This is a genomic window from Blautia sp. St.27G3 (assembly GCF_059728505.1).
Genome location: NZ_BAAGFO010000004.1, coordinates 52,158 through 78,420, shown reverse-complemented (window position 1 = coordinate 78,420; position 26,263 = coordinate 52,158). Strand labels below are relative to the sequence as shown.

The 26,263-nt window shown below is 48.4% G+C and carries 19 protein-coding genes; 1 reads left to right on the top strand and 18 read right to left on the bottom strand.

The features are described 5' to 3' along the window. Window positions 1-67: 67 nt before the first annotated feature. From AC6I2O_RS17735 to AC6I2O_RS17705, 7 genes are all read right to left on the bottom strand, one after another. Window positions 68-1,990, bottom strand: coding sequence for a DNA gyrase/topoisomerase IV subunit B (locus tag AC6I2O_RS17735; protein ID WP_120391499.1), 1,923 nt, complete (start codon window positions 1,988-1,990; stop codon window positions 68-70). Window positions 1,991-2,030: 40 nt separating this feature from the next. Further along, window positions 2,031-2,696: an acyltransferase gene (locus tag AC6I2O_RS17730; RefSeq protein WP_120391498.1), complete on the bottom strand. Its 666-nt coding sequence runs from the start codon at window positions 2,694-2,696 to the stop codon at window positions 2,031-2,033. A 16-nt stretch (window positions 2,697-2,712) separates the two neighbouring features. Further along, window positions 2,713-4,878: a DNA topoisomerase gene (locus tag AC6I2O_RS17725; RefSeq protein WP_497743385.1), complete on the bottom strand. Its 2,166-nt coding sequence runs from the start codon at window positions 4,876-4,878 to the stop codon at window positions 2,713-2,715. A 174-nt stretch (window positions 4,879-5,052) separates the two neighbouring features. Continuing rightward, window positions 5,053-6,138: an aspartate-semialdehyde dehydrogenase gene (gene asd, locus AC6I2O_RS17720; protein WP_120391496.1), complete on the bottom strand. Its 1,086-nt coding sequence runs from the start codon at window positions 6,136-6,138 to the stop codon at window positions 5,053-5,055. Between the two features lie 129 nt (window positions 6,139-6,267). After that, window positions 6,268-7,659: an argininosuccinate lyase gene (gene argH / locus AC6I2O_RS17715; protein ID WP_120391495.1), complete on the bottom strand. Its 1,392-nt coding sequence runs from the start codon at window positions 7,657-7,659 to the stop codon at window positions 6,268-6,270. 42 nt (window positions 7,660-7,701) lie between these two features. Continuing rightward, a complete protein-coding gene (locus AC6I2O_RS17710) occupies window positions 7,702-8,991 on the bottom strand; it encodes a fibronectin type III domain-containing protein (protein ID WP_497743384.1) in 1,290 nt (429 codons plus the stop codon). Between the two features lie 95 nt (window positions 8,992-9,086). Next, on the bottom strand, window positions 9,087-10,769 hold the full coding sequence (locus AC6I2O_RS17705) for a hypothetical protein (protein ID WP_497743383.1): 1,683 nt from the start codon (window positions 10,767-10,769) through the stop codon (window positions 9,087-9,089). A gap of 341 nt (window positions 10,770-11,110) precedes the next feature. Between AC6I2O_RS17705 and AC6I2O_RS17700 the strand changes: the two genes are divergently transcribed. Next, entirely contained in the window at window positions 11,111-11,776 is a 666-nt protein-coding gene (locus AC6I2O_RS17700) for an epoxyqueuosine reductase QueH (RefSeq protein WP_497743382.1), read from the top strand. Between the two features lie 77 nt (window positions 11,777-11,853). On the opposite strand, the gene AC6I2O_RS17695 is transcribed toward AC6I2O_RS17700, so the two are convergent. The 11 genes from AC6I2O_RS17695 to cbiD all read right to left on the bottom strand — a co-directional run bounded on the left by AC6I2O_RS17695 (window position 11,854) and on the right by cbiD (window position 26,252). Further along, entirely contained in the window at window positions 11,854-12,660 is an 807-nt protein-coding gene (locus AC6I2O_RS17695) for an ABC transporter permease (protein ID WP_497743381.1), read from the bottom strand. Continuing rightward, window positions 12,644-13,495, bottom strand: a complete 852-nt coding sequence (locus tag AC6I2O_RS17690; protein WP_120391489.1) for an ABC transporter ATP-binding protein — start codon at window positions 13,493-13,495, stop codon at window positions 12,644-12,646. The genes AC6I2O_RS17695 and AC6I2O_RS17690 overlap by 17 nt, the downstream gene beginning before the upstream one ends. 133 nt (window positions 13,496-13,628) lie before the next feature. Further along, complete coding sequence (locus tag AC6I2O_RS17685; protein ID WP_497743380.1) at window positions 13,629-15,926, bottom strand: fibronectin type III domain-containing protein; 2,298 nt, start codon at window positions 15,924-15,926, stop codon at window positions 13,629-13,631. Window positions 15,927-15,958: 32 nt separating this feature from the next. Beyond that, a complete protein-coding gene (cobT, locus tag AC6I2O_RS17680; RefSeq protein WP_497743379.1) occupies window positions 15,959-17,035 on the bottom strand; it encodes a nicotinate-nucleotide--dimethylbenzimidazole phosphoribosyltransferase in 1,077 nt (358 codons plus the stop codon). Window positions 17,036-17,122: 87 nt separating this feature from the next. Beyond that, a complete protein-coding gene (locus tag AC6I2O_RS17675; protein ID WP_497743378.1) occupies window positions 17,123-18,571 on the bottom strand; it encodes a cobyrinic acid a,c-diamide synthase CobB in 1,449 nt (482 codons plus the stop codon). Between the two features lie 105 nt (window positions 18,572-18,676). Further along, complete coding sequence (gene cobK / locus AC6I2O_RS17670; RefSeq protein ID WP_497743377.1) at window positions 18,677-20,902, bottom strand: precorrin-6A reductase; 2,226 nt, start codon at window positions 20,900-20,902, stop codon at window positions 18,677-18,679. Beyond that, window positions 20,899-21,630 (bottom strand): precorrin-3B C(17)-methyltransferase, encoded by a 732-nt coding sequence (cobJ, locus tag AC6I2O_RS17665; RefSeq protein ID WP_497743376.1) that lies wholly within the window; start codon window positions 21,628-21,630, stop codon window positions 20,899-20,901. The genes cobK and cobJ overlap by 4 nt, the downstream gene beginning before the upstream one ends. 80 nt (window positions 21,631-21,710) lie before the next feature. Next, the gene (locus tag AC6I2O_RS17660) at window positions 21,711-22,766 is read right to left on the bottom strand and encodes a cobalt-precorrin 5A hydrolase (protein ID WP_497743375.1); all 1,056 of its coding nucleotides are present in this window, start codon (window positions 22,764-22,766) and stop codon (window positions 21,711-21,713) included. Continuing rightward, the gene (cobM, locus tag AC6I2O_RS17655; RefSeq protein ID WP_120391484.1) at window positions 22,763-23,545 is read right to left on the bottom strand and encodes a precorrin-4 C(11)-methyltransferase; all 783 of its coding nucleotides are present in this window, start codon (window positions 23,543-23,545) and stop codon (window positions 22,763-22,765) included. Before cobM ends, AC6I2O_RS17660 begins: the two co-directional genes overlap by 4 nt. After that, window positions 23,542-24,231, bottom strand: a complete 690-nt coding sequence (gene cobI, locus AC6I2O_RS17650; protein ID WP_120391680.1) for a precorrin-2 C(20)-methyltransferase — start codon at window positions 24,229-24,231, stop codon at window positions 23,542-23,544. The genes cobM and cobI overlap by 4 nt, the downstream gene beginning before the upstream one ends. A gap of 56 nt (window positions 24,232-24,287) precedes the next feature. Next, window positions 24,288-26,252, bottom strand: coding sequence for a cobalt-precorrin-5B (C(1))-methyltransferase CbiD (gene cbiD, locus AC6I2O_RS17645; protein WP_497743374.1), 1,965 nt, complete (start codon window positions 26,250-26,252; stop codon window positions 24,288-24,290). Window positions 26,253-26,263: the final 11 nt, after the last annotated feature.

Genomic DNA, 26,263 nt, shown 5'->3' with positions numbered 1-26,263 from the left:
TATCCTCTTTCTTGTCCTGCAAACATTCACGAAGCTCTCTTCAAAAAATTTCACAGGTGTTCCACCATTACACATCCAGCAGCGCATCCTGTGCATGTTCGTAAATAAACGCCTTGCGCGGCGGTACCTCTGTCCCCATCAGCATCTGCGTCACATTCGATGCGATCCTGGCATCCTCAATCTCAACACGCTGCATCACGCGGGTTTCCGGATTCAGCGTGGTCTCCCACAGCTGATCTGCATCCATCTCGCCAAGTCCTTTATACCGCTGCAATGTAAACGGCGCCTTGTGGGTCCTGCGGTATTTTTCCAGAGCCTTATCGTCGTACAGATACTGCTCCTTCCCCTTGGACGGAATCACCTTATATAGCGGCGGCATCGCAATATAAACATGCCCCTCATAAATCAGCTCCGGCATAAAACGATAAAACAGCGTCAGCAGCAACGTACAGATATGTGCGCCGTCCACATCAGCATCCGACATGATCACAATCTTATCATAACGCAGCTTCGAAATATCAAAATCATTTCCATAACCTTCCGAAAAACCGCAGCCAAAAGCATTGATCATCGTCTTGATCTCTGCGTTTGCCAGGATTTTGTCAATGCTGGCCTTCTCTACGTTCAGAATTTTCCCTCGAATCGGCAGAATTGCCTGATAATTCCGATCTCTCGCCGTCTTGGCAGAACCTCCTGCGGAATCTCCCTCGACAATAAAAATCTCACAGATGCTACTGTCCCGGCTTTCACAGTTCGCCAGCTTTCCGTTGCTGTCAAACGAATACTTCTGCTTCGTTAAAAGATTCGTTTTGGCGCGCTCTTCTGTTTTGCGAATTTTAGCAGCCTTCTCTGCGCAGCTCAGAATGCTTTTCAAAATCTCAAGATGTTTATCAAAATACAGGACAATCTCCTCACCGGTCACTTTACCAACTGCCCGCACAGCATCCTGGTTATCAAGCTTTGTCTTAGTCTGACCTTCAAAACGCGGCGCCGGATGCTTGATTGAAACGACTGCTGTCATACCGTTCCGGATATCTGCCCCGGTAAAATTGACATCTTTTTCTTTCAGTATTCCGATCTGACGCGCATAAGAATTCAGCACGGTCGTAAATGTTGTCTTAAATCCTGTCAGATGCGTACCGCCCTCTGCGTTGTAGATATTGTTGCAGAAACCAAGGACATTCTCATGGAACTCATTGACATACTGAAATGCCACTTCCACCTGAATACCGTCCGCCTCTCCCTTAAAATAAACGGGCTCGCAGACCGCCTCTGATTTCTGGTTCAGTTCGCGCACAAAACCGGTAATTCCCTCTGGCTCAAAATAAGTAATCTCCTCTGTCTCCGCACCTCTGCGGTCCTCAAAATGAATCTTCAGCGCCGGATTTAGGTAGGCAGTTTCATGCAGGCGGCTCTTCAGTTCCGTCGCAGAAAACCGTGTTTTTTCAAAGATTTCCGGATCAGGCAGGAACTGAATGCGCGTTCCTGTCTGCTTTGTTTTTCCGATCACAGGCAGCAGGCCATGCTCCAGCTCAATAACCGGAACGCCCCGCTCGTAACGGTCATGGTGTATTTTGCCATCCAGCATGACCTGTACATCCAGCCATGTAGAAAGCGCATTTACCACAGAGGAACCCACTCCATGCAGCCCTCCGCTCGTCTTGTATACGGTATCATCGAATTTTCCGCCCGCATGAAGCGTGGTAAATACCAGCCGCTCGGCAGACATCCCTTTCTCATGCATGCCGACCGGAATACCGCGGCCATTGTCCTCAATTGTCGCGGACCCGTCCTTTTCCAGATAGATTTCAATCTGGCTGCAGAATCCGGCAAGATGCTCATCCACCGCATTGTCAACAATTTCATAAATCAGATGATTTAAACCTTTACGCGAAACGCTACCGATATACATGCCGGGACGTTTGCGGACAGCTTCCAATCCCTCAAGAACAGAAATACTGCTCGCATCATACGTATTGCTTTTGGACATAGAGTTACTCCTTTATCATATCAATCCATCACAGATCACTTTACTGCTTTTCTACTACTTCTCCACGCTTTTTGTATATGGAGTTGCCCGGAACGACCTCTCTCACGGATGAAAGCGGGTAAATGTTTGTGCGCGGGCCAATGACAGTTCCCGGATTCAAAACGGAACCGCAGCCTACCTCCACCTCGTCGCCGAGCATTGCACCGAATTTTTTCAGTCCGGTTTCCATACGCTGTTCCCCTTCTTTTACCACCACAAGCTTTTTATCTGATTTTACATTGGAGGTAATCGAACCGGCGCCCATATGTGCCTTATAGCCCAGAATAGAGTCTCCTACATAATTGTAATGCGGTACCTGCACCTTGTTAAACAGAACTACATTTTTTAATTCTGTGGAATTTCCGACTACCGCGCCTTCTCCTACAATCGCATTGCCACGGATGAAGGCACAGTGGCGAACCTCCGCATTTTTCCCAATAATCGCCGGTCCTCCGATATAAGCAGTCGGAGCCACTGTTGCAGATTTGGCAATCCAGATATTTTCACTGACCTGGTCGTATTCCTCCTTCGAAAGTGTGCTTCCCAGCTCCAGAATGAATGCGCTGATCTTTGGCAGCACCTCCCACGGATACTCTGCGCCTTCAAACAAGGCAGACGCTATTGTTTCATTCAAATTGTATAAATTTTTAATTTTACACGTTTCCATCGTAACACACTCCTTTTTATTCTGTCTTCTTAGACTGTTTTTTTCTGCTTTTGGATGCAGCCTTTTGAGCTGTAGCGCTCGTTTTATTTTCTGCTTTATAAAAAGCTGCCGCTGCATCAAACAATGGCCGCATCGCATATTGATTGTTCAAGTTCAGCACGCCATCTGTGCGCGAGCGGACGAAATGCTCAAGCTTTTGCATATATTCGTCGCTCGTAATACTTCCTTCTGCCACATAGTTCAATCCCTTTTCCCAGCTTGCCGTAAGCTCCGGATTCAGCAGAGAACGGATCGAATAAAAAACCACATCGTGAATCATCTCGCCCATGAGTGTTGGCGAGAGAATCTGCGTCTTTTTATTCAGCGCTATGTACTTATTAGAAACCAGCTTTTTCAGAATCTCTGCCCTCGTCGCACTTGTACCGATACCACAGCTCTTGATCTGAGCGCGAAGCTCTTCATCCTCTATCAGCTGCCCGGCGTTTTCCATTGCAAGAATCATAGAACCTGAATTGTAACGTTTCGGCGGAGATGTCTCCCCCTCTTTGATGTTCAGTGCTTTTACCGGAAGCTTCATGCCCTTTTTCAGGCCCTTTAAAAGCTCCAGCAGCTCTTTGCCAAACTGAGCTTCCTCCTGACCTTCCGGCGTGCCATCCCCGCTCCCGTTCAGACCTTCTGCTTCCTTTTCCTTCGCCTCTTCCGTGCTTCCCTTTGGTTTTTTATCGTAAGGGTTTCCAGCGACTTTAAAGTATCCCTCTTCCAGCAGGACCTTAAAACTGAGGAAAAACTTTTCTTTTCTTATGCTGTCTTCCGCTGTTCTTCCTGTCGCAGCTTCCATTGCAGTGACCATACTGATCTTCTGAAATTCCGCTGCCGGATAAAAGATACTCAAAAACCGGCGTACAATCGCCGCATAGACGCCAAATGCATTTCCTTTTAACGAGCCAAGTGCATTCATGCCCTGTCCCGTCGGGATGATTGCATAGTGGTCTGTGATCTGTTTGTCATTTACATACCGCGTTCTGGCAATTCCTTTATAGCTCCCGCTCTCCAGTACCTCCTCGGCAAATTCTTTTGCCGGAGCAAAATTGCGCAGGCCGGAAATATTTTTGTAGATTTCCTTTGATACTGCTGTAGACAAAACTCTTGCATCCGTTCTCGGATACGTCACCAGCTTTTTCTCATACAATTCCTGAACAATCCGAAGCGTTTCATCCGGACTGATCTTGAACATACGCGAGCATTCGTTCTGAAGCTCCGCCAGGTTATAGAGAAGCGGCGGATTCTTTTTTTCCTTCTTTTTCTCAATAGAATCAATAATGGCTTCCAGTGGATCGCCGCACCGCTCTTGCAGCCTTTGAATCAGCTCCTGTGCATCTTTCTTCTCCTTGAAACCATTTTCTTTGTACAGCTTCGGGGATAAGTAATAACCAGAGCCCTCCACTGCCCGAAATTCTCCTTCCAGTGTCTTTCCCTGAATGTCGAGCTTCTGGAGTACCCGGTAAAACGGCGTTTTCACAAACTGGCGGATTTCCCGCTCCCGCCGGACCACCATGCCAAGCACACACGTCATGACACGTCCTACCGATACCACCGAATATTTCGTTCCCAGATAATTCGAGATTGCATTTCCGTATTTCAGGGTCAGCAACCGCGAAAAATTAATCCCCATCAAATAGTCTTCTTTTGCCCGCAGATATGCGGCTGAAGATAGATTATCGTATTCGGAAAGATCTTTTGCCTCCCGGATTCCCCTCAGAATCTCTTCCTCTGTCTGCGAGTCGATCCATACCCGCTTTCGCGGCTTGCCTTTTATGCCGGCCATCTGTTCCACGAGACGGTAAATGTATTCTCCCTCCCGCCCGGAATCGGTGCAGACATAAATCGTTCCCACATCGTCCCGCTTCAAAAGCCCGCTGACAATTGCAAACTGTTTTTTTACGTTGGGGATCACTTCGTATAAAAATTCATTCGGAAGAAAAGGCAGTGTATTCAGACTCCATCTTTTGTATTTTTCGTCGTACGCCTCCGGATAACTCATTGTCACCAGATGACCGACACACCATGTCACAACGAAGGAATCTGACTCCAGATATCCGTCGCCGCGCCTCATACTCTCTTTCAGCGCTTTGGCAAATTCCTGAGCCACACTCGGTTTCTCCGCAATAAACAGATTCTTCATGTAAATCCTCCAGACTCTGCTTTTCCTGCAACGGATACGGAATCTTTTTGCATCCTGTGCAGAAACAAACGTGTGCTTTGCACAAAGCAGGGCTGCTGCAGATAAAATTCCGCAACAGCCCTATTATACGTTACTCTTTGCAATTTTGGCAACCAGAATTTTGTATTTTGGTCCTTACTTCGCCTGAATGTAACCTTTTGCCTTCAGTGTCTCTGCACACAGCACTGCTCCGCCTGCCGCTCCGCGCACGGTGTTGTGAGACAGACCCACAAACTTAAAATCATAAACGGAATCTTCGCGCAGACGTCCGACTGACACGCCCATTCCATTCTCATAATCCACATCCAGCTGTACCTGCGGGCGGTTATCCTCGCTCATATACCGGATAAACTGCTTCGGTGCGCTCGGAAGGTCGAGCTCCTGCGGAATTCCTCTGAAATTCTCCAGCTTCTCGATCAGCTGCTCCTTTGTCGGCTTTTTACGGAATTTCACAAATACGGCTGCCGTATGTCCGTTCAGTACCGGAACACGGATACACTGGCACGTAATCTTCGGTTCCTGGGCCGGTTTGATTACACCGTCCTCGATCTGTCCCCAAAGTCTGAGCGGCTCTTTCTCGCTCTTTTCTTCCTCTCCGCCGATATATGGAATGATATTCTCTACCATCTCCGGCCAGTCCTTAAAGGTTTTTCCAGCTCCGGAAATCGCCTGATACGTTGTGGCAACTACCTCGTACGGCTCAAATTCCTTCCAGGCAGTCAGTACCGGCGCATAGCTCTGGATGGAACAGTTCGGCTTCACAGCAACAAAGCCCTTTGTCGTCCCAAGACGTTTTTTCTGGGATTCAATTACATCAAAATGCTCCGGATTGATCTCCGGCACTACCATCGGCACATCCGGTGTCCAGCGATGTGCGCTGTTGTTTGAAACAACCGGCGTCTCAGTCTTTGCATAAGCCTCTTCGATCGCTTTGATCTCATCCTTTGACATATCCACTGCGGAGAAAACAAAATCCACCTCTGCGGCAACCTTCTCCACCTCATTGACATTCATAACCACCAGCTTTTTCACTGCTTCCGGCATCGGCGTTGTCATCTTCCATCTGCCGCCTACGGCCTCTTCGTATGTTTTCCCTGCACTGCGTGGGCTTGCCGCTACCACAACAACCTCAAACCACGGATGGTTCTCCAAAAGAGCAAGAAATCTCTGCCCTACCATACCAGTTGCTCCCAGAATACCAACTCTTAATTTCTGACTCATTTTTCATTCTCCTCATAACTACAGCGGCCTTCCCACAGGCTGTCTCACCTGACTGGAACGCCGCTGTTTTCTTGTTTTTCTGCGACGCACAAGTGTCTTTACCTAAAATACGCCGTTTTTTTTAATCTGTCAAGCATTTTCTTCTGCTTCTTCCAGATACGTTCGATTTTCCTCAAGCACCTGACGCATCACCGTCTCCCCCGGTGCACCGAGCGTCAGTCGTTTTTCCACACACGTTTTCATGCTGATGGCCTCATAAATATCTGCCTCAAAAACAGCGCTCTCCTCCTGAAACTCCGCAAGAGAAAGGTCATCCAGCGCTTTGTCCTGCGCAATGCATTTCAACACCAGACGCCCGGAAATCCCGTGCGCATCCCGAAACGGTACTCCGCGATTTACCAGATAATCTGCTACGTCCGTCGCGTTCGTGAAGCCATTTTTGGCTGAATCTTCCATCACCTGTCTGTTAAATTTCATGGTATCCACCATGCCGGTAAACAGCGTGATACAGGTCGTTACCGTATCAATCGCATCAAATACGCCCTCTTTATCTTCCTGCATATCCTTATTATACGCAAGCGGAAGCCCCTTCATTGTCGTAAGAAGCCCCATTAGCGCCCCATACACACGGCCCGTTTTTCCACGTACCAGCTCGGCAATATCCGGATTTTTCTTCTGCGGCATAATACTGCTGCCTGTGCTGTACGCATCGTCCAGCTCCACAAAACGGTATTCATTGGAATTCCAGATAATAATCTCTTCCGAAAAGCGGCTCAGATGCATCATAACCGTACACAGTGCGGACAGATATTCAATCACATAATCCCGGTCTGAAACGGAATCCATGCTGTTTTTTGTAGGGCCGTAAAAGCCCAGCAGCTCAGCCGTATATTCTCGGTCGAGCGGATACGTCGTCCCCGCCAGAGCCCCGGCTCCAAGCGGACAGTAATTCATCCTGCGACAAATGTCTTCCAGACGGAGCCGGTCTCTTTTGAACATTTCAAAGTATGCCCCCACATGATGCGCCAGTGTGACTGGCTGCGCTTTCTGCAAATGGGTAAAACCTGGCATAAGCGTATCAAGATTCTCCTCCATGATGCGTGCAAGCACCTTCAAAAGCTCCAGAAGAAGTCCGTCCGTGCGTTTCAGCTCATCGCGGATATACAGCCTCATATCCAGCGCCACCTGATCGTTCCGACTGCGCCCTGTGTGCAGCTTCTTTCCGGTCTCTCCAATGCGTTCGATCAGATTCGCCTCCACAAAGCTGTGAATATCCTCATACTCCGCTGTAATCTTCAGATTCCCTTGCTCGACGTCCTGCAAAATGCCGACCAGCCCGTTCAGAATCTCGTCGCATTCCTTCTCTGTCAAAATCCCTACCTTCGCAAGCATTTTCACATGCGCCATACTGCCTTTGATATCCTGCTTATATAACCTTTTGTCAAACAAAATGGATGCATTAAATTCATATACCATCTGATCCGTCTCTTTTGTAAAACGGCCGCCCCACAACTGTGCCATGTTTTTTCCTCTTTTCTTTTTTGCTTTTTCTATCTCATATTTTTAATAGCTGACAACCGTTGTTCCCATTGGACAATTATTAGCCAGATAATACAGATCTGAATCGCCCAGGCGGACACAGCCTCCTGACGCTGCCCCTCTTGTCGTACTGTCAACCCTGCTGTGGAAGGAATTTCCCTCCATATATTTATCGCTCCATGTATAGAAAATCTTCGGTCTTCCATATCCTGTCACCCGATGATGGAGCTTGAAAATCCCCACCGGCGAATGGCCGTCCTTACCTACCACACAGATCATACTGCGGACAAGCTTCCAAGCGCCTTTCGAACCCTTGAAAATGCAGGTCGTACACGTATACTGGTTTACCCATATCAGATAATCAGTCTGACTGCTGTAGCCCTTCCCATTGACAAACGCTTCCTGCTGTGCCTTGGTATAGTTGCTCTTTGTGACTGAAAGATTTCCGTAGGAAAGATTTGAACCTTTCAGTTCCACCTTTTTGCCATTTTTCAGTATGGCCGTTACCGAATCATTTGACTTTTTCGTTGTCGTAAGCTTCGTGCCCTTTTTCAGAGTCACCTTTTTTCCTGTCGTCGTATTGGTCGCTTTGATGTTTTTCTTCACGGTCGCACTCCAGTAGCGCCCGTGAACAGCTGAGACATCTACTTTTTTCGCCCTTGCCCCTACCTTGTCAGACAGTTTTCCATATTTCTCCTGACCGGAAGCCGTATGGTACCCCTGTACTTTGAAGTAATACTTTTCTCCTTCTTTCAGTTTTTTTACCTGGTAGTTATTTTCCTTCGTACTTCCTATTTTTTCGTACGTGCGGGTATCCCAGTTGTACTGGTAAACAATATAATAATCCGTATTTTTCGCCTCATTCCAGGCCAGGAATACAGAATTATTCCCATAGCAGACCAGGCGGAAATTCTTGATCGTTCCAGGTTTGCTGAGCGTGGTTTTGATCCGCGCCATCGGAGACCCCTTCTTACTCCAGTATACCTTCTTTCCGCTTCTCCGATATGCATAAACCTGGAAAACATATTCGCGCCCTACCTCCATCTTATTGACAACACAGGAAGTTCCTCTTGTCGTACCGACGCTCTTCTTTTTACCAGTTGTCGAATTAATAATATAAACTCGATACCCCGTGGCATTGGATGCTTTCGTCCAGGTCAGCTTGACGGACGTATCGCTTTGCTTTTTCAGAGTCAGGTTCTTTACATTTCCCGGATATTTGCTCGCAGCCATTCCGGACTGAGCCGGAAGCAACCAGAAAACCAAAAACAGCAGATACAAAAATAAAAATTTTGATAAACGTCTCATATTCATTTTCCTTCCTCCCATATTCAGAAACCGCGTCACATCGGCTCTGTTCTAAAAATAAAAACTCTGTGTGGATATGCGCAGTCCTGATTTTTTCTTCCTTAATCCCCCTTCTGGATTGCATATGCCTTATATTTTCCGAAATCATGAACGATCTCGGCTTTCGCATTCTGGTCATAATGTACCTGAATATATTCCATCATCAAATCAATATCCCCTGTCACCAGATATGCTTTTTCGTTTCCGATCACATCCTTAATCGGATTTGTAATACCATAGCGTTCTGCCGCCCGTCGGTACAGCGGAGTGATTGCTGTCCAGCCCCCGAGTGGACAGATATTTTCTGCCATATTGGAGGGAACTGCATCAAACACCTCATAGCTTTGGTGAAAAGAAACCGTCTTCACCGCTGTCACATAGACGTGCTCCGCATCTTCATGAATGGTCTCAAGCGCTGACCGGTTTTTCATCATTTTCTCCAAATCCGTTTTCGCATTCACTCTCCACTCGCCGCGAAACCCATATACAAGCAGGAGCGTCACAGTAACCGTCAGAGCCGCTCCTGTCCTTGCCGGAAAATATTCCTGTTCTTTCGCAAAGGTCCATAAAACCGTACAGGAAACCGCCAGCCAAAGCCCTACGTCCACACGGTTCAGAAGATAACGACCGTCATAATACTGGTACAGGTACACAAAAAACACTGCAAACGACTCATAAAAAAGTGCCAGGAGCTCAGCCTTCCCATGCCTTCCCCAAAGCAGCCAGTAAATACATATAAGCACAAAACAGTAAAAACACGGAACCTTGAAAATCTTCGCGGCAAACTCCCGCACAAAGTTTTTCACCAGACCGGGCGTCAGTTTTTTCTGCTGACGCAGCGCAAGGATTCCTTCCAGAGTTTCCACATCAAACCGCTCTGTGTCCATCTGGTTCCACGAACGCAGCATCCGGTAAGACACTTCGTCAATCCCCAGTTCCTCATATGCCTCTTTGTTTTCCTCGTACGGCGGAAATCCATGGTCATACAGGTCCCTGCGGACGCTGTTCATACGCCGGAACACCTGCCATTCCTGTGAGGTATAGCACTGCTGATTCACAATACGTAAAGCAAAAACGAAAATCAACAGGGAGCCAAAGGTTCCGAAATACAGCAAAAAATTTTTATACTGCTCTTTTCTCCCTTTACCGCGAAGCTGCAAAAGCAGATATACACCGATTCCGGTCAGAAGCGCTGCCTCCGCAAAAAACTGATTTTTCCGAAACATAAAACCAGTGCAGGAAAATAACATACCCAAAACCAGTGCTTTTCCCGACACCTTCTCCTGTGTCACAGCATAGAACAAAAGTAATAACCCGGCTGTAGATACAATCCCTGCCGTCTTTGTAAACTGTACCTGAATATATCCCTCATAGGAAAACCAGAATACCAAAATGGCTGTAATCCAGACAGATGAGTTACTTTTCAGCTTTCGTATCAGCACATATGTAATCGCAGTAAACGAAAAAAACATACAAAAATACTCAAAAAGCGGAAGCCACGGAACACCTTGATGCAAACGGTACAGCAGCTCCCACAACAAACCAAACAAATAGCGTGGGAACAGCACATGTGCATCGCTCTCACCCTTCACCATGTTTACCAGCCCTGCAATTCCCATATCGTCATTTGTCTCATATACCGGCCGGAACACGGCCAGAAGAACGAACAGAATCAGAGCATTCAGTAAAAAAGAAAACCATAACTTTTCCCTGCTTTTTTCAAGCCAGGTATCTTCTCTTATCATCGTAAATCCCTTGTTTCCAATGTGCTGTTGCCTGCGTTTTACCACCAGAAAGCAGATAAAACATCAGACGAAATGTATACAAATACCATTTTTATCTTATCAAAATCAATATATTGTGTCAATGAAGAATTCCCTCATATTTCCCTCATAATCAGACTGATTTCGAACTGATATCCGCTTGCAGTCCGGACCGATTTCCGCTATACTTGCTGTGCAACATGTAAACATAACTCACAGTATTCGTTACCTGCACGTGCAGGCTTTTTTGCCTGCCCGGTGCCTTTGCACAGATAAAAGAAATATCCCCGGCAAAAAACGGGAAATCAAACAGGAGGCCGCCCATGCCCGCATCTCAGATACAAAAACGTAACTATCAAAAAGACCTGGAAAAAATACTGACACAGGAGCACCTGACAGAACCATCTGATACAACCTGTCCTCCTGCGCCCTCTTTGCTGCTGCACAGCTGCTGTGCACCATGCAGCAGTTACGTACTGCATTACCTTTCCGACTATTTCCGGATCACAGTACTCTACTACAATCCAAATATCTACCCGGAAGAAGAATATGTTCACCGCGTAGCGGAACAAAAACGTCTGATTGCGCAGATGCCGTTTCGTTATCCGGTTTCTCTGATCGAAGGCCGCTTTCTGCCGCAGGAATTCTACGACGCTGTCCGCGGCCTTGAACAGATTCCGGAAGGAGGAAGCCGTTGCCATGCCTGTTTCCGGCTGCGGCTTGAAGAGGCGGCACGCGTCGCCCGGGAGGGAAATTTTGACTATTTTACAACCACACTCACCATCAGCCCTTTAAAAAACGCACAAAAACTAAACGAAATCGGCGAAGAACTTTCCGGACAATATGGCGTCCGCTGGCTCCCCTCCGATTTCAAAAAGAAAAATGGCTATAAAACTTCGATTGCACTTTCAGCCGAATATGGCCTGTACCGTCAGGATTACTGCGGCTGTGTATTTTCACGCCAGGAGCGTTTTTCCGGACAGTCTTAGACTGCCCGGAAGCAAATCTCTGTACAGTCAGCATCCGCACACCCCCGCTTCCCGGCTTGTTACTCAAAGCATATGAACTAACGTCTGCGCAGACATCTCTTCTCGATCAGATTCAAAATTCCGTACAATACCATGGCAATCATGCACAGAAGCATGATAGACATGATCACCCAGTCAAGTTTGAACACCTGGCTTCCATATATGATCAGATATCCGAGCCCCTGTCTTGCTCCGATAAATTCTCCAATCACAACCCCCACCAGACAAAGACCTATATTGACTTTCATCACACTCAGTTGCAGTGGAATTGTGCCCGGCAGAATAACTTTTGTCAGAACATCCCGGCGGCTGCCGCGTAAGGTGTAAATCAGTTTGATCTTATCCGGCGATAATTCTGTAAACCCGGTATATAAATTCAGAATCGTTCCAAATACTGCCACCGAAATCCCGGCCACAATAATAGACTTCATGTTTGCACCAAGCCATACGATAAGAAGCGGTGCAAGTGCCGATTTCGGCAGGCTGTTCAGTACAACAAGATATGGTTCCAGCACGCGGGACAATTCTTCGTTATACCAGAGCAGAACCGCCATACTGATTCCAAGCACAACGACGAGCGCAAAGCTGATCAGCGTTTCTGCCACTGTAATTCCCATATGAAGGAAGATGCTTCTGTCTTCCCACATTCCTGCAAAGGTCTTCCAAATACGTGACGGACTGCTGAAAATAAAACCGTCAATCCAGGAAAGCTGTACTGCCGTTTCCCATAAGCCGAGAAAAACGAAAAAAATCAAAATCTGAATAATTTTGATACGGTACTGCTGATGTTTCATCCGCCGCAAATAGTTTTCCTGTGTGGAAGAAATGTTACTGTTTCTGCTCATTGCCATCCATCTCCTTCCACAGCTGATTAAAATACATTTTAAATTCCGGTGCATTTCTTCTCTCGAACGGAGTCAGATTTTTTTCCTCAAAATCCAGTTCCAGGATCGTCCGTACCGTTGCCGGTCGTTTCGTAAGAACAACAATGTGATCAGCCATGCTGACTGCCTCTGACAGATCATGTGTCACAAGAATTGCCGTCTTTTTTTCTTTGCGCAAAATGGATGCAACATCATCACAAACAGTCAGACGCGTCTGAAAATCAAGCGCCGAGAATGGTTCATCCAGCAAAAGAAGCTCCGGGTCCAGCGCCAGTGTCCGAATCAGAGCCGCTCTCTGCCGCATACCGCCCGACAATTCGCTCGGCCTTGCATCTCGAAACCGGTACAGACCATAATCTTTCAGCATTTTTTCTACTTTTGCCAGAGATTCTTCATTTTGTTTCTTTTGTATTTCCAGTCCCAGAATCACATTTTTATAAATTGTCCGCCATTCAAACAGATGATCCTTTTGCAGCATATATCCAATTTTATCCCGAAATCCTGTACCTGCCTGCACAACGTTTCTGTTATCGCAGTGCTCCCTGGCTGCGCACTCCTGCACATAGTCATCTTCCACCTGCTGCGTTGCCCACGGGAATAAAACAGAGCCGCTCTCTGGAAGGAGCAGCCCGGAAATCAAAGAAAGCAGTGTGGATTTGCCACAACCGCTCGGTCCTACAACTGCAATGAATTCTCCCTTTTTCACTTGAAAAGATATATCTGTCAGGGCAATCGTCTCACCGTTTTTGCTGTGGTATGCGTAGCTCACATGAGCCAGCTCAAGTAAAGGCTTCACGTCTGATACCTCGATTCGATTGTCTCCCTATATCATATGTAAATCACAAAATACCTGTTAACGTCCGGTAAATTATGATATATTAATATTCAAAAAATGCCCGAAAATATTTTTCCGGGCATTTTTGATCATTCTATTTAATTTTCACTTTCTTTTTGTAATACTTACTGTACACAGGTTCCATAATGCCAACCTTTGGTTTAGCTTTCTTATATGCCTTCACAATGTAGTAATACGTTTTTCCGCTCTCTACATCTTCATCTGTAAAGGAGCTAGTCTTTGCACTCGTCCGCTTGATCTTAATCCATTTTCCCTTGGAACCCTCTTTGCGGTAGATCACATAGCCGCCCACATTCGACTGCTTGGTCCATTTCAGAACTGCAGTCTCCTCATCCGTAGACTTCACAGTGACCTTGGGTCTGTGCATCCTGGAAATCGCAGCGGCACCTGTTTTTTCCATTTTGCTGTAAATGGTTTTCTTCCCGTTTTTCGTGTAAGCCTTGACTGCGTACTGATAGGTCGTCGCTGAATCACACGTTTTATCTGTATAAGAAGTAACCTTTCCGACTGTAGCAAGCTTCTTCCAGGATTTCCCTGGTATCTTTCTGTAAATAATATAACCCGAGGACTTTTTGCGGCCAGTCCAGCGGATCTTGATCGAAGTGGTCGACAAATCTGTCGCATCCCGCATTTTCACAGCATCTTTATAAAACTTCTGCTCAATGGAAACGCCAGGCTTCAGGCTCGGACTGTAAACGGTTTTTCCGTTTTCTGTAACGTAACCCCTGACAGAATAGGTATACGTTGTTCCGATCTTTGTATCTTTGTCTGTATATGCAAGAACATTGCCTTTCAGTGTCGCAATCTTCGTCCACTTGCTTCCTTTTTTCCGGTAAACGATATAACCGTCCGCATAGTTTACTGCCTGCCAGCTAAGCCCGATGTGATCACCGCTTACCACAGTCGGCGTATTCATCTTGACTTTATCAAGTGCTAACGGAAGCTTTCCAGTCGAACGTGTCTCTTTTGCATTACACCGCAGACAAACTCTCTGGTCCTTCCCCTCTGTTTTGATCGCCGGAGCCGTCACCTGCTTCCAGCTATCCCATTGATGCCCCGTCGCCGGAAGCTGCTGTACACTTCCTTCTTTTACAATGTCACAGACACTGCAATGGATGCTGCTCGCCCCGTTTTCTGTGCAGGTAACCGGCTGATCAACCGTCCGGTCTGTTTTCCAGCTGTGCGGCGTACTCGGAATTGTCTCTTCGCTTCCCTCTTTCACTGCATCACAGACACTCCAATGAACACTCTTGTATCCCGTAGCCGAACACGTTGCTTCCTTTTCAATCGTTGCTTCCGGATTCCACGTATGAGGAATACATGGAATTTCTTCCCTGCTTCCCTCTTTCACTGCGCCGCAGTCACTGCAATATGTAACCTGATAGCCCGGCTCAGAACACGTCGCCTCTTTCTCAATCGTCGCTTCCGGATTCCAGGTGTGTGGAATACATGGGATCTCTTCCTCACTTCCCTCTTTTACCGCATCACAGACCGTACAATGTACATTCTGAACCCCTGGTTCTGAACACGTTGCTTCTTTTTCTACTGTCGGTGTATCGCTCCAGGAATGGCTGCTGACCGTTACCGATACCTCTTTTTGCGTTTGATCTGTCTTTCCCGTTGCCTTCAGCACACCATCGTACAGCTTATCCGCATCAATACGGTAAGAATACACATAGATCGTCTGACCGCCTGAGTTAACGAGATCAACTGCTTCAAATGTCGCATTGGTCAGCGCGTCATCCACACAAGAAAAATCAAATTCCTGCAGGACCTCGGATGTAATGGTAAATGCAAGCTGCGTTCCGATGCAACCTGTCACGCGATAAGGGACTATGCTTACGTCAAATGCTGCATATACCGTACTGTCGCTCTCATTATACGCTTCTATCGTACACATACCTGCTTTTTTTCCCGTCACAATACAGGAATATTCCGTTTCGCCTTTTGCAGCGTCTGGATTTCGGATCGTTCCGCATTCTGCAACCGTACTGTCCGAAGAACGCCATGCGACTGTGATGTTCTCTGCTGTTGCCTCCATCGTAAACATCAGAATCTGCTGCGCTCCCGCCCGGATTTCCGCTTCCTGATGTTCTGGCTTGTCGGAGCCCTCCACCGGCGGTTCTTCCTCTCCTACCGGATCATTCACAGTCTCAATGGATTCTATCCCAAGCTCTGTCTTTTCTTCTGCTTCGCCGGAATTTCCTTCATCTGCCGCTGTACTGCTGCCGTCATCCTCCAAAATCAGCTCCTCCAAAACATTTTCCTGTGGTATTTCCCCTTCCATCGCCACAGACGCAGGCGCATTTCCCAGCAGCATAGCGCCACTGAGTAAAACTGCCATCAATCTCACTGCTTTTTTCTTTCTCATATGCCCCCTCCTTTTCCGAAACTGCCATATCTTTAAGTCAGCTCCTGGTATGCCTCCATATCAATCTGTTCAAACGTACTCATCCTGTGATAAATATCTGCTGCCATCTCAATAAGTGGAAATACTGCCACAGCCCCGCTTCCTTCACCCAGGCACATTCCTGCGTCAAGCGCCGGAGACAGCCCCAGTTCATCCAATATTCTGTGTGCAGCCGGTTCCTTGGAAACATGCGTTGCGACCATATATCCGATTGCATCCGGACAAAGCTGAACCGCCAGAAGCGCTGCCACAGACGAAATAAATCCGTCGATCAAAACCGGTATATGATAATACGCTCCGCCAAGAAACATCCCCGCGATACCAGCAAGATCAAAACCTCCTACGCACGCCAGGACGGTCAGCGGATCTGCCTGCGTCAGATTCCATCGTTCGATTGCATCCTGAATCACTGTTATTTTCTTCTTCAGTCCTTCTCCCGAAAGCCCTGCTCCACGTCCTGTCATCTCCTCTGCCGGAACCCCAAGCAAAGCAGCCGCAACCGCGCTGGATGTCGTCGTATTTCCGATTCCCATCTCTCCGGTCGCAATCATCCGGTACCCCTTTTCTTTTAACTCTCCGACCAGCCGAATGCCCGTCTCAAGTCCCTTTACTGCCTCTTCTTTCGTCATTGCCATCTCTCTGGCAAAGTTTCTTGTACCATAGGCGATCTTCCTTTTTTCTACCCGCGGGGTATCCACAGCCATACCGATATCAATCGGATGAATATCAGCTCCTGCATGAACACACATCAGTGCCGCGCAGGACTTCTCATCCAGAAAATTTTCTGCCACAATGGCCGTAACTTCCTGCCCGGTCTGCGTCACCCCCTCTGCAACCACTCCATTGTCCGCACACATCGGCACCAGAATCTTTTTATTTGTGATGATCTCGCTGCTGTGCTGCGCCCCTGCAATGATCGCAATCGCCTCCTCCAGCCAGCCCAGGCTGTGAAGCGGCTTGGCAATGCTGTCCCAACGCCTTTTGCACTCTTTGATTGCCTTCTGATCACATGCTGAAATATGCGAAAGCACATAATTTAGCGTAAGCTGTTCCTGTTCTGTTCCTTCCATTTTTTCACCTGCTTTTATTGTTCTGTTCTTTTTGTCCTCGTCTTTCAGCCATTTTCTCCAAACGTATGAAACAGATTCTCTGTCTTTTTATATGTAACGGAGACCTCTTTGCCTGTACTGTACGGTTTTTTCTACAAATGCAGCTGCAAAAGCCGGTTCTGACCAGTAATACAAATGCGGATATCCGGCCGCATATGCGGTATCTCCGTGTATGCATTCCCACTGCCGTTTTCCGAGCGGTTTTTGCGCCCGATAAGCTGCTCCTGCATTGGTACTGTCAAAGTAGTGGAACTCATGTCCACGGATCGTATGGCCAGGCTTCAAAAGCTGCTCCATCTGTATTCCTGCTTCCGCATTAACCTGTAATTGTATATATCCAAATCTGGAAAGCTTCGACGTATGAAACGAACGTCCCGGAATCACACCGCACATCGGAAATCCCCTACCCTCCATATCCTCCATCTCCTCATGGAGATACATAAATCCCCCGCATTCTGCCAGATACGGCATCCCGACTTTCAATGTCCGGTAAATTTCCTCCCGCATTGGCACATTGTGCGCAAGCTGCCTTGTATACAACTCGGGATAACCGCCTCCGAATATCAGACCGGAAATCCCCTGCGGCAGATGCGTATCATGAAGCGGTGAAAAAGGAATCAGTTCTGCTCCCATAGCTTCAAGCAGCTCCAGATTGTCCTGATAATAAAAACAAAAAGCTTCATCCATTGCAACGCCAAGCCTGGAGCGCATACAGCCGGAACCGCCATGTTCCTGCTGCCCTGTAATATATGCTGCCGCACACTCCGGCGTCCGCAGTTCTGTCTCCTCATAATCAGAAGCTTCCTGCGCAAGCTCCAGGATTCCGTTTATATCGAGACACTGTTCCAGTTCTTTGCCAAGCCGGTCCAGTGTATTTTTCAGATCCGTAATTTCATCCGGTGTAACCAGTCCAAGATGGCGACTCTCAATTACATAGTCCGGGAGTCTTGGTACATACCCCAAAAGCCTCACGCCCGTATCCTGCTCGATTTTTTCTTTGAGAAGCAAGTATGTCATCCTGCTTGTCTGATTTAAAATAACACCTCGGATCATCTGACTGCCAAATGCGCTCTGGTAATCCAGATATCCCCGGATCAGAGGAATCACCGAAAGGCTCATCCCGCGGGCATTTACCACAAGTATCACCGGCGTATTCGTTACCTGTGCCAATTCATATGAGGACGCTCTCGGCGAAATGCCGCCCAGACCATCATAAATCCCCATGACACCTTCCAGGACAGAGATATCTGCCTTCGATGCAGTTCTCGCAAACAGATAACGCGTCACATCCCGGCCTGTAAAAAATGTATCAAGATTCCTGGACTTTGCGCCAATAACCTTTGTGTGAAACATCGGATCAATGTAATCCGGACCACATTTAAAAGAAACCGGCGATAGGCCCCGATTTATAAGCGCCTGTAAAAATCCGCACGTAATCATCGTTTTCCCGCTGCCGCTTGAAGGCGCTGCCAGCATAATCCTCGGCAAATGAATCATACGTCACAGCGTGCCAAACTTACTGCCGCACGCTCAGCGTTTTTTTGCATGATCCTGCACTCCTTTATTCTGTATTTTGTACTCTTTTTATTCTAACATATCTTGTCAAAAAGTTATACTGCTATTTCCACCAAAAGCTATAATCGAAACGGGATTCTGCGCGTTCATCATGTGATAACGCCCCAAAACCTTCGCTTTTGCCGCGCTTACCTGTACAATATCCGCATCAGCAATCCCAAACTCTTTTAAAACCGCCATCACTTCCGCAATGCTTTCCAGCGCGATCGTATTAATCACAATACGTATCTGCGGATTTCTGGCAAGCAGGCACGCTACAATCTGTCGCATATTTCCCGAGCTTCCCCCGATAAAAGCATGGGTCGGTACAGGCAAGTCCTCAAGCGCCCGGGGGGCTGTTCCCTCTACCGGAATCAGATTTGACAGACACATACGCCGGCTATTTTCGCGAATCAGCGCAATGCCCTCCGGCTTTTGTTCTATCGCATAGACATATCCCTGTGTGCACAGCCTTGCAATCTCTACCGATACAGAACCGGTTCCTGCTCCCACATCATAAACCACTGCGTCTTCTACAAGTCTCAGCTTCGCAATCGAAAGAACCCTGATTTCCTCTTTTGTCATCGGAACCTTACCGCGAATAAACGCTTCATCCGGAATGCCCGGCGTAAGAATATACGATGCATCCGGATTTTCCAGCATCAGAATATGGAGCCCTTTTGTTTTGCAGGATAAAAAGTCCTCCGGAGCCCCCTGTTCAATCTTTTCCTCCGGATAAGACAAATTTGTTCCAACTGTCACCCGGATCTGCCCTTGTCCTGCATGTTGCAGCTCTTTGCAGATCTGCTCCACATCTTCTGGCCCGCCAACCAGCAGAATCAGCTTCGGATAGCGTCTCACATGATTCAGTACGGAAAACGCTTTTCCGTGCGCGCTCACAAGCTTCGCATCCTGCCATGGGGTAGGAATCCTGGACGCAAAATAAATGACTGACGAAATACCGCAGCAAAAATGAACCGCTTCCCCTGGAAAGGCTTCCTGAATGCTGCGCGCCCCGCTGTAAAACCCAACATCCCCGGACATCAGAATAACCACGCGGCGATATTCCGGATGCCTGTCAAGATACGCCGCAATTTTACTGCCGCTGTATTCTGTTACCATGTCCGGAACATCAGATACGTATGTTCCATCAACGCCTCCCTGCGTATGTTCCTGCCGCCTGTCAGCTCCGGGCAGCAGTCCTGGCATCCGGCTAACGCTTTCCAGAATCCGTTTTGCGCCAAACAAAACGTCTGCACTGCGAATCCGTTCTGCTCCCTCATGCGTCAGGGTATCCAGCGTCCCCATCCCGATACCGATGCAGCTGATTGTCCGCTTCTCCATCGCCGGAGCCATTCCCAAATTGGTTTCTATTTCCACTTCCAAATTCGTTTCTATATCTGTTTCCGGATCTGGTTTGCCTACTGTCTGTACATCCGTAACTGCTTCCACACCTGCGTTCTTTGTTGGTTCCACACGATCTGTTGCCCCGATATATGCTGTACTTTCTTTCACAATTTCCACAAGCGTATTTCTGATCTCTTCCCATCCGCAGCCCTCTTCCTGTGGTCTGCGAATCATTACGATCTGAACACCAAGCCTTCTGGCAGCTTCCACCTTTTCCGGAAATCCTCCGGAAATTCCTGTATCCTTCGTCACCAGAAACCGTGAACCGGCCTGACGCATCATCGCTTCATTGATATCCGCCGAAAAAGGCCCCTGCATGCCACAGATCTGTTTTCCCTCAAGCCCAAGCGCACGGCAGGATTCTATGACCTGCGCAGCAGGCAGTACTCTTGCAAAAAGTCGCGACTTATCTGAAATGTGTTCGGTAAACGCTCGCAGTTCCTTGCTTCCGGTCGTCAAAAAAATGGGGCCTTGCTGCGTCTCAAGATACATTGCTGCCTCGGCCGCTGAATCTACATACACAGCTTCTGATTCTTTTCCTTCTTCCGTCAGACCGGATCGGAGATACCGCAGGTACCGCAGATTTTCCAGATCACAGGCCTCCCTGATGTTTCTGGAAACCTCCACCGCGTACGGATGTGTCGCATCCACTGCCGCGCAGAACCCCTCTTGTCGGATCAGCTCGCGCATCTGCATCACATTCAGCCGTCCCTGCCGGATATCCAGATACCTGTCCGCAGTCAAGACTTCCTCTCCATACTCAGTTGCAACGCAAAGTATATGGAATACTTCCTTTTCCCTCAGAAAATCTGATACCTGCCTGCCCTCGACGGTCCCGCCAAAAACAAGTACTTTCTTTCCCGTCATATCCGATAACCTCTTGGAGTCACCATACGTCCCCCGATTTCCTTTGTCATGGAATTCCCGATAAATACTGTTGTAAACATGTTTACCTCTGTGTCCCGCAGCTGTCCGAGTGTATACAGCTTTGCCGTCTCTCCCTGCCTTCCGATGTTTTCCACAGTCCCGCAGATACGGTCCTCTGGCAGAAACTGCAAAAGAATATCACAGGCCCGCTTCAGATAATCAGGACGCCCCTTACTCGAAGGGTTGTAAAGGCAAATAGAAAAGTCTGCTTCTGCCGCACACGCAAGCCTTTTCTCAATTTTATCCCACGGAGTGAGTCGGTCGCTCAGACTGATCACTGCAAAATCATGCGTCAGCGGCGCGCCAAGTACTGCGCCACCGCTTAAAGCTGCCGTCACGCCCGAAACAACCTCTACTTCGATTTCCGGATAGCTCGCACCGATCTCCAGCATCAGCCCGCTCATACCATACACGCCGGCATCCCCGCTGCAAACCATGGCAACTTTTTTTCCCTTTGCAGCCTCCTCAAAAGCCATCTCGCAGCGCTTCGCCTCCTGGGTCATCGGCGTTGTCAAAAATTCTTTTCCGGGATAAGCCTCCCTCAGCAGATTCACGTAAACGGTGTACCCAATAATTGTATCGCATTCCCGCAAAATCCGGTCTGCTTTCACACACATCATCTCCGGTTCCCCCGGCCCCATTCCGATCACATACACTCTCTTTTTCAAAGCTTATCCTCCGTTTTTATATACGATTTCCTTATCCAAACTTAATCCAAACTTCTCTTTGCATTCTACTTACATACTGCTTATTTTTCAAAGCTGATCTTCCATTCCCGTACGGCAAGTGCTACCGTTATGCCGTTTGCGGCATATTTTTTCCGGATCAGTCGCGCATTTTTGCCCGCTGCGAGCAGTGCCGCCCGCTCACACACGTTGTCTACGCCTGTTGTTCTTTTCACAAACTCCGACGGTTCAAACTCTCCTTCGGCCTGCGCAAGCTCGTTTGCCGTGTACGTAGTAAACGAAATCCCATAACGCTTACAGAGTGCCAAAATCCCTTGTTCTTCTTTTTTAAGGTCTATCGACGCCGCACCCACAAGCGCTTCCTCCGGTATGCTTTCCTCCTTCAGAACGCGGGACACTTCATGAATAATCTCTTCCTCTGTTTTATTCCTGCGACATCCAATTCCAAGCACAACGTTCCTCGGGATCAAATGCAAAACGATTCCCGCCCGCCCGGACAGATGCGTTTGCAATTCCGCCTTTTTCGGAAGCTGCTCTGAAATCCACAGAAGATGTTCAACCGCAGTATGCGAGATATTTTCAGGACTTTCCAGCAAAACGAACTCCTCCGGAAGTTTCCCCTCCGTCTGTCCGCTGCACCAAATGCCCACCTGCTCGCCCCGCACAATCGCGGCAGCCATTTTTTTTGCATCTGACATGGACCCAATTTTCAAACCGTTCTTTTTCGCCAGAACATCGACTGCCGTTTTTCCATTGACATCCGAGGCTGTCGTGATCACCGGCACAGCGCCGGTCAGCTCTGCAATCTCCGCTGTGAGCTCATTTGCACCTCCAAGATGCCCCGAAAGAAGCGAGATCACAAACTGTCCCTTTTCATCCATCACCAGAACGGCCGGATCTGTTGTCTTACTTTTCAGAAAAGGTGCAATGGTTCGTACCGCAATTCCGCACGCCCCGATGAACAATATTCCTGAAGCCTGCGCAAAACAGTCCGCACACCAGCTTTTTAAATGTTCCTGATACCACAGAATTTCCGTGTCTTCACTCAACCTAAGACTGATCTGCTCTGCCAACGCCCTGCCTTTGTCTGTAAACGCAGCGATGCCTATTTTTCTCACCTGCACGCTTCTTCCTCTCTGCGCACAGAAGCATTACGGAACTCTGTCGAAAACGCAGGATGGTAAAGCTCTGAACGGTTGTATCCGGCCTGGGCCACCGTATCTCCCACAATAATAAGCGCGGTCTTGGTCACATTATGCTCCTTTGCACACTGAGCCAGCGTCTCGACCGTACACGTATAACTGCGCTCGTCCGGCCACGTTGCTTTATAGACAATGGCCGCCGGAGTCTCTTTTTGATAGCCGCCTGCAAGCAACCGCTGTGTAAGCTGTTCCAGCATCCCGGTACTGAGAAAAATAACCATTGTCGCACCATGGGATGCAAGCTTCGCGATCTCTTCACGCTCCGGCACCGGTGTCCGCCCCGCCATTCGCGTGATAATCACAGTCTGCGAAATTCCCGGCAGAGTATATTCCAGATTCAGCGCCGAGGCTGCACCGCAAAATGCGCTGACACCGGGACAGTAATCATATACAATCCCCGCTTTATCCAACAAATCCATCTGCTCACGGATTGCACCGTAAATGCACGGGTCCCCGGTATGCAAACGCACTGTTGTAAGTCCTTTCGCCTCCGTCTCCTTCATGACTGAAAAGACCTCTTCCAGTGTCATCCTGGCACTGTCATATACCACACAGTCCTCTTTTTTATCCTCCAGCAGTTCCGGATTAACCAGGGACCCTGCATAGATAATCACATCCGCCTGCTCCAGAAGCTTTTTTCCCCTCACGGTAATCAGATCAGCCGCGCCGCTTCCTGCTCCTACAAAATGAATCATTTTCTTGCCTCCTTTGCAATGATCAGCGAATAATAGCCCGCCGTATCCGGAATTTCGTCCACACCGTGATAAACCTGTTCCGTTTCCATGCCACAGTTTTCCACCATCACCACATCCCGGCCGCTTTTCTTCAATATTTCCTTTACTTGCCCCATCCGTTTGCCTGACTTCATCAGAATATAATTGCCCGGCTGGTCAAGTGCATCCTCTGGCATATGAGCTGCCGGAAGCACATGGAGCCGCTCGCTCCACTCCACCAAAGATATATTTGCTCTGGCAGCCGCAGCGCAAAAAGACGGAATCCCACTCACCAGCTCCGTAGCATAGCCTCTGTCTTCAATACGTTTCTGAACATACAGATAAGTCGAATAAACGGTGGGATCTCCCAGGGTGAGAAACACAACATTTTTCCCCTGCTTCAAATACCGCTCCACCGCATCCGCAGCCTCCCTGTGTCCTTGCTCCAGCGCATCTTTGTCATGCGTCATCGGCATCATAACTGCAAGGAGTTCCTTATCTGCCAGCTCCGGAACTGCCTGCACTGCAATCCGGTATGCAACCGTCTCCTGCGCAACAGCACCCGGTACCGCAATCACCTCATTTTCCCGGATGAGCCGTACCGCTTTCAGCGTCATATATTCCGGATCGCCCGGGCCCACGCCCACGCCATATAATATTCCTGCCATTTTCATCCTCCTGTATGCCTGCGGCCCTGCATCTGTTTCGATGCCTGCCGGAATTTTTATGTCAGCTTTTCGCTGTTCTTTGTCTGTTCCATCACTTTTTCCATCATGCACTGCGCGCCTTCGGTTTCACCCAGATATCCATACTGATTTGAAAAAAGAATCACCTCTGTTTCAAGCATCCCCTGACAGCGTTTCTGCAAATGATAATGAATGCGTCCCAGAGTCTCTGTTATCACGTCTTTCAACAGATTTTTCTCCTGTAAAATTCCGACCGCTTCCTCCGTTGTATTTGCTGCAAGAAGCTGCACGGCGAGGGCCGTTATCTCTGATGTTTCCAGTAACGCTTTTTCTGAATTATATTTTTTCAGCGCACGCAACGTCTGAGCTGTAATAAGCTCCGCTCTGCAATCTGCCTGTGCAGAATGCGTATTCATGATGCCGCCCGAAACCTTAATAAATTTTCCGATATGCGCAACAAATAAAATTCCTTTCGCACCGAGTGAAACCGCCATATCCAACGTCTCACCGACGTAATTGCTGCATTTCATCGAGTGCTCTGCATCCAGCGCCCCCGAAAGCTCTTTTCTGCGAATAAAATCCGCCCCATAATTTCCCGGTGTAATCAACAGATACTGCGCGCCGTTTTCTACCTTCTGCTTCATCTCCACGCGTATGCTGGCAATCAATGCCTCCTCGCTCATAGGAACCACGATTCCGCTCGTACCGAGAATGGAAATCCCGTCCACAATTCCAATGTGCGGATTAAAGGTTCTTTTTGCAAGCTCCACACCGGACGGCACAGAAATCGTAATCCGAATCCCTCCGCCATAGGAGCAGTTGCGGCATACTGCCTCAACCTCCCGCTCGATCATTTCACGCGGCACACGGTTGATCGCCGCTGCACCGACCGGCTGCTCCAGTCCCGGCTTTGTCACGCGTCCGACACCCGTTCCGCCGTCGATGGACACACGCGCTTTGTGCATCATTTTGCCTGCATGACGTTCCCCGTCTCCATCCCGGCAGGCTCCCGAAATGTCGTTCCTATCCGCCCCTTCGCCAAGCGGCAGTTTCATTTTTTCTGCCTGCGCATAAATGAGCGCCCCGTCTGTCGCATCCGGATCATCCCCGCCGTATTTTCGCACAGCGCAGACAGCATTCTCTCCCGAAATATGCTGCTCCACAACAGGCAGGCGCAGAACAATTCCTTTTGGCGTCGCAATCTCCGCCCGCTCGCAGATCTGTCCTGTCAGCAGCATCCATACTGCCGCCTTTGCCGCCGCAGCCGCGCAGCTTCCTGTCGTATAGCCGCATCGAAGCTTCTTATCCTTCTTCATCACGAACAAATCTTCAACGCCAATTCGATCCTTCTCATTCGCCTCACAAGAAAGAAAATCAATCTGTTTCAGATACAGTCTGCCGTCACCCGGATTTATCGTGTGCATCGGCTCTTTTGCCTCACAGTTTTCGTTTACGTCCGCAAAGCACACCTCACAAGAAAACCCACATCCGTTTTTTACCTGCCAGTCAAAATAGTCCCTGGATGGCCTTGCATACTGCTCCATGACAGCCATGATCGTTCCGCCGTGCACAACAAAAACTGCCGTGTCGTATTTTTTACGAAGCGCATCAAAGCAGGCTGTTTCAAAAGCCTTGCAGCATCTTTTGCTGAATTCTTCCCGGCTTTCTCCCCCCGGAAATGCAGCCGTCCCTCCGCTGTCTATCCAGCTCTGATACGCCTCATTGCCCTGCAGCTCTTTATAATTCTTATACTCAAATGCGCCAAATTCACATTCTTTCAGATCAAAGACTACCTCTTTGGATGCTTCGGGAAACAAAATCCCCGCAGTCTGTACACAACGTCTCAAAGGGCTCGTAAACACGACGTCCGGTACCGGAAATTTTCCTCGCGCAAGCCGAAGTTCCTGACACGCATCCTGCGTCAATTCTTCGTCTGTTGTCCCGACGTAGCGGTGTTCCAGGTTTCCGGCTGTGCTTCCGTGCCGTATCAGATAGATCTGCATTCTCGTGGACT

Bases quoted from the DNA above. Each gene is read 5' to 3' on its own strand.
- argH (WP_120391495.1), bottom strand. From the start codon at position 7,659: ATGGCACAGTTGTGGGGCGGCCGTTTTACAAAAGAGACGGATCAGATG.
- AC6I2O_RS17695 (WP_497743381.1), bottom strand. From the start codon at position 12,660: ATGAGCAGAAACAGTAACATTTCTTCCACACAGGAAAACTATTTGCGG.
- cobT (WP_497743379.1), bottom strand. From the start codon at position 17,035: ATGGAAGGAACAGAACAGGAACAGCTTACGCTAAATTATGTGCTTTCG.
- AC6I2O_RS17710 (WP_497743384.1), bottom strand. From the start codon at position 8,991: ATGAATATGAGACGTTTATCAAAATTTTTATTTTTGTATCTGCTGTTT.
- AC6I2O_RS17685 (WP_497743380.1), bottom strand. From the start codon at position 15,926: ATGAGAAAGAAAAAAGCAGTGAGATTGATGGCAGTTTTACTCAGTGGC.
- AC6I2O_RS17705 (WP_497743383.1), bottom strand. From the start codon at position 10,769: ATGATAAGAGAAGATACCTGGCTTGAAAAAAGCAGGGAAAAGTTATGG.
- asd (WP_120391496.1), bottom strand. From the start codon at position 6,138: ATGAGTCAGAAATTAAGAGTTGGTATTCTGGGAGCAACTGGTATGGTA.
- cobM (WP_120391484.1), bottom strand. From the start codon at position 23,545: ATGATTCATTTTGTAGGAGCAGGAAGCGGCGCGGCTGATCTGATTACC.
- cobK (WP_497743377.1), bottom strand. From the start codon at position 20,902: ATGACGGGAAAGAAAGTACTTGTTTTTGGCGGGACCGTCGAGGGCAGG.
- AC6I2O_RS17675 (WP_497743378.1), bottom strand. From the start codon at position 18,571: ATGATTCATTTGCCGAGGATTATGCTGGCAGCGCCTTCAAGCGGCAGC.
- cbiD (WP_497743374.1), bottom strand. From the start codon at position 26,252: ATGCAGATCTATCTGATACGGCACGGAAGCACAGCCGGAAACCTGGAA.
- AC6I2O_RS17730 (WP_120391498.1), bottom strand. From the start codon at position 2,696: ATGGAAACGTGTAAAATTAAAAATTTATACAATTTGAATGAAACAATA.
- cobI (WP_120391680.1), bottom strand. From the start codon at position 24,231: ATGGCAGGAATATTATATGGCGTGGGCGTGGGCCCGGGCGATCCGGAA.
- AC6I2O_RS17725 (WP_497743385.1), bottom strand. From the start codon at position 4,878: ATGAAGAATCTGTTTATTGCGGAGAAACCGAGTGTGGCTCAGGAATTT.
- AC6I2O_RS17735 (WP_120391499.1), bottom strand. From the start codon at position 1,990: ATGTCCAAAAGCAATACGTATGATGCGAGCAGTATTTCTGTTCTTGAG.
- AC6I2O_RS17700 (WP_497743382.1), top strand. From the start codon at position 11,111: ATGCCCGCATCTCAGATACAAAAACGTAACTATCAAAAAGACCTGGAA.